Origin of the sequence: Streptomyces marokkonensis (assembly GCF_039539045.1) — a bacterium.
Classification (GTDB): domain Bacteria; phylum Actinomycetota; class Actinomycetes; order Streptomycetales; family Streptomycetaceae; genus Streptomyces; species Streptomyces marokkonensis.
In genome coordinates this window covers 1-8,095 of sequence record NZ_BAABCQ010000246.1, presented here as the reverse complement: position 1 = coordinate 8,095, position 8,095 = coordinate 1, and the positions used below count along the sequence as shown (strand labels likewise).

The window sequence follows — 8,095 nt, the reverse complement described above, 5'->3', positions numbered from 1 at the left end:
CAGCCGCTGCTGCGGGTCCATCGCCAGCGCCTCACGCGGCGAGATCCCGAAGAAGCCAGGGTCGAAGGCGCCGGCCTCGTGCAGGAAACCGCCTTCGTGCACATACGACGTGCCGGACTCGCCCTGGTCGGTGCTGAAGAGCCCTTCCACGTCCCAGCCGCGATCGATGGGGAACGGAGTTATCCCGTCCCCGCCCGTGGCGACGAGCTCCCACAACTGCTCGGGGCTGTTCACGCCGCCGGGGTAACGGCAGCTCATGCCCACGATCGCGATGGGCTCGCGCTCCCGGTCCTCCATCTCGCGCAGCCGATGGCGAGTCTCGCGCAGGTCCGCCGTGGCCCGCTTGAGGTAGGCGAGGAACTTCTCCTCGTTCGCCATGGGGTGTCACTCCTTGAAGAGGTGATCGACGTGGTCGGGATGGTCGAGCGGTCGTGGGTGTTCGGGGCGTGCGGAGGCGGAAACGGAGGGAACCCGGAGCCCCTCAGGACGTTTCGAGCTCCTCGTCCAGCAGGTCGAAGATCTCGTCGGCCGTGGCCGATTCGAGGTCCTGGCCGCCTGCTGCCTCGGCCTCGGTTCCACCGCCGTTCCACGCGGACATGAGTCCCCGCAGTCGATCAGTGACCGCGGCCCGGTCGACGTCGTCCGACGCGACTGCGACCAACGCCCTTTTCAACCTGTCGAGTTCGGCGAGGAGAGCCAGCCCCGAGGTTGCCCCGTCCTCGACGAGCTCATCCCGCAGGTGGGCTGCCAGCGCCTCCGGGGACGGGTGGTCGAAGACCAGCGTCGAGGGGAGCCGCAGGCCGGTCTCGGCGTTGAGCCGGTTGCGCAGCTCCACCGCCGTGAGCGAGTCGAAGCCGATCTCCAGGAAACCGCGGGTGACTTCCACGGCCACGGGAGAGCCGTGGCCGAGCACGTCGGCTATGGCGGTGCGCAGGATGTCGAGCAGGATCCGGTCCCGCTCCGCGGTGTCCGCGGCGGCCAGGCGCTGCTTGAGGTCCGCGGCCGAGGCGCCCGTCGAACCGCTCCTGCCCGCCGCCGGCCGGACCGGCCCGCGGATCAGCCCGCGCAGCAGAGGCGGGATCGCGTCGGGCCGCACCTGTGGGGAGCCCGCGGCGAGCCGCGTCGGCATCAGCACCGCGTGCCCCGCCGCCCGGCCCGTGTCGAACAGCTCGATGCCCTGTTCCTGCGTGAGGGGCGCGAGCCCCGAGCGGGCCATGCGGGCGATGTCCGCCTCGTCCATCCGGCCCGTCATGCCGCTCTCCGCCCAGGGGCCCCAGGCGAGGGAGACGGCGGGGAGGCCCTGGGCGCTCCGGTGCTGGGCCAGTCCGTCGAGGAAGGCGTTGGCGGCCGCGTAGTTGGCCTGCCCCGGGCCGCCGAAGGTGCCGGCGGCCGAGGAGAACAGTACGAACTCCCGTAGCGCGAGTTCTTTGGTCAGCTCGTGCAGGTGCCAGGCGGCATCAACCTTGGGGCGGAGCACGTCCGCGAGCCGCTGCGGGGTCAGGGACGCGAGGACGCCGTCGTCCACGATGCCCGCGGCGTGCACCACCGTGGTCAGCGGGTGGGCCGCCGGGATCTTTCCAAGCACCGCGGCGAGAGCGGCACGGTCCGACGTGTCGCAGGCGGCGAAGGTGACCTCCGCACCTGACTCGGCCAGCTCCTCGGCGAGTTGCGCAGCGTTCGGCGCGTCGCCGCCGCGGCGGCTGACCAGCAGCAGGCGGCGCGCGCCTCGCTCGGCGAGGCGGTGGGCGACCAGACCACCGAGGAAACCGCTGGCGCCGGTGATCAGCACGGTGCCCGGCTGATCGACGGCGTCTCCCTGGCCGATGTCCAGCCGGCCCTTGTCTTCCCGGTCCGCGTCTTCCCGGTCTGCGGCGTCGGCGGCGGCCACCGACTCGGCGTGCGGCTCGGCGACCGCGACCCGGTCCAGGCACGGGACAAGTATTTCGCCCGCGCGGACGGCGAGTTGCGGCTCACCGCAGGCGACGGCCGTCACGAGGTTCTGCGCGGACACGTCCGCGTCGTCGATGTCGACGAGCACGAACCTGCCCGGGGCCTCGGACTGCGCGGAGCGCAGCAGCCCCCACACGGCCGCCTGCGCCAGATCGGTCACGTCCTCGCCGGCGACCGCCACCGCGCCCCGCGTCGCGACGACCAGCAGGACGTCTGTGAACCGCTCGTCGGCCAGCCACGCCTGGACGGTTTCCAGCGCCTCGACCGTACGTTCATGAACGGCCTCGGAGGTCGGCGCGTCCGTGGCGGACGGGGCGAAGGCGAGCAGGACGGCGGGCGGCGGAGTGGGCGCGGCCGCCAGGTCGTAGAGGCCGGCGAAGGCGTCGACGCCGACACCGGCTGCCGCGAGGCCGAGGTGGTCCGCCCCGAGCACGGCCCAACGGGCGTCGAGGAAGGTGCGGTCGACCGCGGCGGGTGACCAGGCGAGGCGGAACAGCGAGTCGTGGTGCGTGGACTGCCGCGCCCCGCCGAGCTGTGCCGATGTGACGGTGCGCAGCACCAGGGACTCGATGACCGCGACGGGCGCGCCCTTCGGGTCCGCGAGGGTCAGCGAGACCCCCTCCGGCCCCTTGGCACCCGGGGAGCCCTGCGTACCCGCCGAGTCCTGGGAGTCCTTGGGGGTGATCCGCACGCGCAGGGCGTCGGCGCCCGCCGCGTACAGTGTCACGCCGTTCCAGGCGAACGGCAGACGATTGCGGCCCCCGCCGTCGCCGTCGGCGTCGTGCGCCGTACTCAGGCCCATGGCGTGGAGCGCCGAGTCGAGGAGCGCGGGGTGCAGTCCGAACCGTGCCGCCGCGGTCTCCGTGCGGTCGGGCAGGGCGACTTCGGCGAAGACCTCCTCGCCGAGCCGCCATGCCGCGCGCAGGCCCTGGAACACCGGGCCGTAGCCGTAGCCGATGGCTGTGAGGTAGTCGTAGAGCCCGTCGACGGGCACTTCGGTGGCTCCTTGCGGCGGCCAGACCGAGAGGTCGCCCGCGACCGGCCGGTCGCCACCCGACGTGAGGGTGCCACTCGCATGGCGCGTCCAGACCGCCCCCGCTCGGCCGAGGTCGCGGGAATGAATCTCCACGGCCCGGCGGCCCGCCTCGTCGGCGGGCCCCACCCACAGCTGGAGGCCGACGGCCCCTTCGGGGGACAGGGCGAGCGGTGCCTCGATGGTCAGCTCTTCGAGGTGGTCGCAGCCCACTTCGTCACCGGCCTTGACGGCCAGTTCGACGAACGCGGTGCCGGGCATCAGCACCGTGTCCATCACCGTGTGGTCGGCGAGCCAGGGGTGGCTGTCCAGCGACAGCCGGCCGGTGAAGACGTACTCGTCGGAGTGGCCCAGCTCGACCGCGGCACCCAGCAGCGGGTGATCGGCCGTCCCGAGCCCCGCTGCCCGGACGTCTCCCGCCGCCGCACCGCCTTCGAGCCAGTAGTGACCGTGCTGGAAGGCGTAGGTGGGCAGGTCGACCCGGTGGGCACCGGCATCGGCATCGGCATCGGCGAAATACGTCGCCCAGTCGACCGCCCTGCCGTGAACGTGGAGTTCGGCGAGGGCGGTGAGAAGCGCGTCGGGCTCGTCGCGGTTCTTGCGAAGGGCCGGTACGAAGGTGATCTCGCCGGAGTCGGAGGTGACGCAGTCCTGCGCCATCGCGGACAGCACACCGTCCGGACCCAGCTCCAGGAACGCCGTCACGCCTTCCGTCTCCAGGGTACGGATGCCGTCCAGGAAACGCACCGCCTCACGGACATGGCGCACCCAGTACTCCGGATCCTGCACCTCCTCCGCCGACAGCACCGCACCTGTCACATCCGAGACGATGGCCAGCTGCGGGGCGTTGAAGGTCAGTCGCTCCGCGACCTTGCGGAAGTCGTCGAGCATCGCGTCCATACGCGGCGAGTGGAACGCATGACTCACCCGCAGACGCTTCGTCTTACGGCCCTCACCCTCGAAGTGCGCGGCGATCTCAAGCACCGCCACCTCGCCGCCCGAAACCACCGTGGCGCGCGGCCCGTTGAGCGCGGCGATGGACACGCCATCGGTCAGGAGCGGCAGGACCTCGTCCTCCGTCGCCTGAAGCGACACCATCGCACCGTCCGCCGGAAGGGCCTGCATCAGACGGCCCCGCGCGGCCACAAGAGCGGCAGCGTCTTCGAGGGACAGCACGCCGGCCACGCACGCGGCCGACAGCTCACCGATCGAGTGACCCAGCAGGAAGTCCGGCTTCACGCCCCACGACGTCACCAGCTCGAACAGCGCCACCTCGAGCGCGAACAGACCCGCCTGCGTGAACCGCGTCCGATCCAGCAGGACCGCGTCCTCGAAGACCACATCACGCAGCGGCTGGTCCAGATGACGGTCCAACTCCGCGCACACCGCATCGAACGCATCCGCGAACACCGGATACGCCTCGTACAACTCCCGGCCCATCCCCGCCCGCTGCGAGCCCTGGCCCGAGAACAACACGCCTACCCGGCCGCGCGCTCCCGCATTCCGTACCAGTCCTGTAGCGGTGCCCTGGTCGGCGAGGGCGGTGAGCCCGTCGAGGAAGGCGTCGCGGTCGGTCGCGACCACCACGGCGCGGTGTTCGTGGACGGATCGGGTGGTGGCCAGCGAGTACGCGACGTCCAGCGGATCGAGGCCGGGGTCGGCGACGACCGTCGTGCGCAAGCGCTCCGCCTGGTCGCGCAGCGCTTCCTCGTCCCGTGCGGACAGCACCCACGGCAGTGCCGCGGGCCTGCCCTGCGTGCGGGGCGCGGGCGGTGCGACGGCGGCGGGCTCCGGAGCTTGTTCCAGGATGACGTGGGCGTTCGTGCCGCTCACGCCGAACGAGGAGATGCCGCATCTGCGGGGGTGGCCGGTTTCCGGCCAGTCCCGCCGCTCGGTCAGGAGTTCAACGGCGCCTTCCGTCCAGTCCACGTGGGTGGAGGGCTCGTCCACGTGCAGGGTCTTCGGGAGCACTCCCTGCCCGAGCGCCATGACCATCTTGATGATTCCGGCGACGCCCGCGGCGGCCTGCGTGTGACCGATGTTCGACTTCAACGAGCCGAGCAGCAGCGGCAGTCCGCCGTCCCGGTCCCTGCCGTACGTCGTGAGGACGGCCTGCGCCTCAATGGGGTCGCCCAGCGTGGTGCCGGTGCCGTGCGCCTCGACCGCATCCACCTGGTCGGCGGTGAGACCCGCGTTGACCAGGGCCTGGCGGATGACGCGCTGCTGCGAAGGTCCGTTGGGCGCGCTGATGCCGTTGCTGGCGCCGTCCTGGTTGATGGCGCTGCCCTTGACGACGGCCAGCACCCGGTGGCCGTTGCGCTCGGCGTCGGACAGCCGCTCCAGGAGCAGTACGCCGACGCCCTCGCCCCAGCCCGTGCCGTCGGCGGCTTCCGCGAACGCCTTGCAACGGCCGTCGGACGACAGGCCGCCCTGGCGGCTGAACTCGGCGAAGACCGCCGGCGTCGCCATGATCGCGGCACCGCCGGCCAGCGCCATGGAGCACTCGCCCTGGCGCAGGGCCTGCGCGGCCAGGTGCAGGGCGACCAGCGACGACGAGCACGCGGTGTCGATGGTGACGGCCGGCCCTTCGAGGCCGAGAGCGTAGGCGATTCGGCCGGAGATCACGGCGGTGGCCGTGCCGGTGAGCAGGTAGCCCTCGACGCCCTCCGGCGGCTGGTGGACGTCGCTGGCGTACCCCTGCGACGAGGCGCCGATGAACACACCCGTGCTGCTGCCGCGCACGGCCGCGGGGACGATCCCGGAGCGCTCGAAGGCCTCCCAGGAGGTCTCGAGGAGGAGCCGCTGCTGCGGGTCCATCGCCAGTGCCTCACGCGGGCTGATCCCGAAGAACCCTGCGTCGAAGGCGGCCGCACCGTTGAGGAAGCCGCCCATAGGCGTGAAGCCGGGACCGCTGCCGTCGTCGGCGAAGGCACGCTCCCAGCCGCGGTCGGCAGGGAACCCGGAGATGGCGTCGGTGCCGGTGGCGGCGAGGTCCCACAGCTGTTCCGGCGTGCGTACGTCACCCGGGAAGCGGCAGCCCATGCCGACGATGACGATCGGGTCGTCGTCGGCGGCGCCGGCCGAGGCGGTCACGGCGGTATCGTCCTCGTGCCCGAGGGACTCGGCGAGCAGGTGTTCGGCCAGAACGGTGGTGGTCGGGTAGTCGAAGACCAAAGTCGTGGAGAGCCGCAGGCCGGTGGCGGCCTTCAGGCGGTTGCGCACCTCCACCGCAGTCAGCGAGTCGAAGCCGAGTTCGCGGAAGGCCCGGTTCACCTCCAGGGCCGCGGCGTCGGCCAGGCCGAGCACGGCAGCGGCCTCGGTGCGGACGAGGTCGAGGACCGCGGCAGGACGCTCGTTCTCCGGCAGTTCGGCGAGGCTGCGCTGGAACGCGGAGAGGTCGCCCGTCTCGGCGGCTTCGACGGCCGCCGCGTCGTCGAGGATCCGGCGCACTTCCGGCAGGTCCGCGAGGAGCGGGCTGGGCCGGGCCACGGTGAACGTCGGTACGAACCGCTCCCAGCGTACGTCCGCGACCGTCAGCATGGTCTCGTCGTGCCCCACCGCGTCCTGCATCGCGTCGATGGCGAGTTCGGGGTCCATCACGGGCAGACCGCGCCTGCTCAGGATCTCCTCGGCCGACCCCTTGGCCATGCCGGCGCCGCCCCACGCACCCCAGGACATCGCGGTGGCGGCCAGGCCGACGGCGCGGCGCTGCTGCGCGAGCGCGTCGAGGTACGCGTTGGCCGCGCCGTAGGCTCCCTGGCCACCGCTCCCCCAGATGCCGGAGATCGACGAGAACAGGATGAAGGCGTCCAACCGCTCGTCGCGGAAGACCTCGTCGAGGTGGGCGGCACCAAGGACCTTCGCCCGGAGAACATCGGCGTACTCCGCGCGGCTCGTCTCGTCGATCACGCTGAGCTGGCCGACACCGGCGGCGTGCACGACCGCCGTGATGCGGTCACCCGCGTCGCGCAGCCCCTGGACCGTCGCGGCCAGTACGTCGCGGTCCGCCACGTCGCACGCGGCGAGGGTGACCCTGGCACCGAGTGCGGTCAGCCGCTCCTCCAGTTCCCGCGCGCCGGGGGCGTGGGCGCCCCTGCGGCTGGTGAGCACGACGTGCTCGGCGCCCTGGTCGACCAGGCGGTGCGCGATGAACGATCCCAGGGCGCCGGTGCCGCCGGTGATCAGTACGGTGCCGCGCGGCGTCCACCGGGTCCCGGTGGAGCCCTGGCCGGACCTGGCACGCTGGAGGCGGCGCCCGAAGATGCCGGACGCGCGCACCGCGACCTGGTCCTCGGCGTCCTCGCCGCCGCTGAGCACGCCGCAGATCCGGGTCCACGCGCGGTCGTCGAGGATCTCGGGCAGGTCGATCAATCCGCCCCAGCGCTCCGGGTGTTCCAGGGCGACGACACGGCCGAAGCCCCAGTTCATGGCCTGCTCCGTGCGGACAGGACCGTCCGAGCGACCCACCGAGACCGCACTCCGGGTCAGGCACCACAGCGGGGCCGGGCGTCCCGCGTCCCCCAGGGCCTTGACCAGCTCGACATTGGCCGCGAGGCCCGCCGGGATCACCGGGTGCTCCGGGTCCGGTCCCTGGAGCAGCGCCAGCAGGGACACGACCCCGGCCGGCTCCGGCTCGTCGGCCAGCCGGGCGGCGAGGCTCCCGCGGTCCGCCTCTGTGCCGGAGACGGTGAACACCGAGACGTCGGTGCCGTGCCGCGTCAGCCCGCGCACGGTCTCGCGCACCGTCTCGTGGTCGGCCTCGGCGGCGGGGACGACGAGCAGCCAACTGCCGGACAGGGCAGGCGCGGCCGCCGTCACGGGCTTCCACGTCACGCGGTAGCGCCACGCGTCGAGCGTTGACTCGTCCCGCCGCTGCCGTCGCCACGACGACAGCACGGGGAGAACTTCGCCGAGCGAGTCCCGGGTGGCGCCGCCGAGTTCGAGGGTCTCGGCAAGCGCTTCCAGATCGCCGCGCTCCACCACGTCCCAGAACTCGGCGTCCACGGGGTCAGCCGTCCCCGCCACGGAAACCTCTCGGGCCTCCGGCCAGAACTGCTGGCGTTGGAAGGGGTAGGTGGGCAGGTCCACGTGGGTCGTGGGCTGTCCGGCGAA

At 72.5% G+C, this 8,095-nt stretch carries 2 protein-coding genes; both read right to left on the bottom strand.

Translation table 11 applies throughout. The features are described 5' to 3' along the window. Positions 1 to 378 (bottom strand): beta-ketoacyl synthase N-terminal-like domain-containing protein (locus ABEA26_RS33660; protein WP_345597548.1); only part of this gene is annotated, 378 nt, incomplete at its 3' end. A 103-nt stretch (positions 379 to 481) separates the two neighbouring features. Then, a partial coding sequence (locus tag ABEA26_RS33655) for an SDR family NAD(P)-dependent oxidoreductase (RefSeq protein WP_425587946.1) occupies positions 482 to 8,095 on the bottom strand: 7,614 nt, incomplete at its 5' end.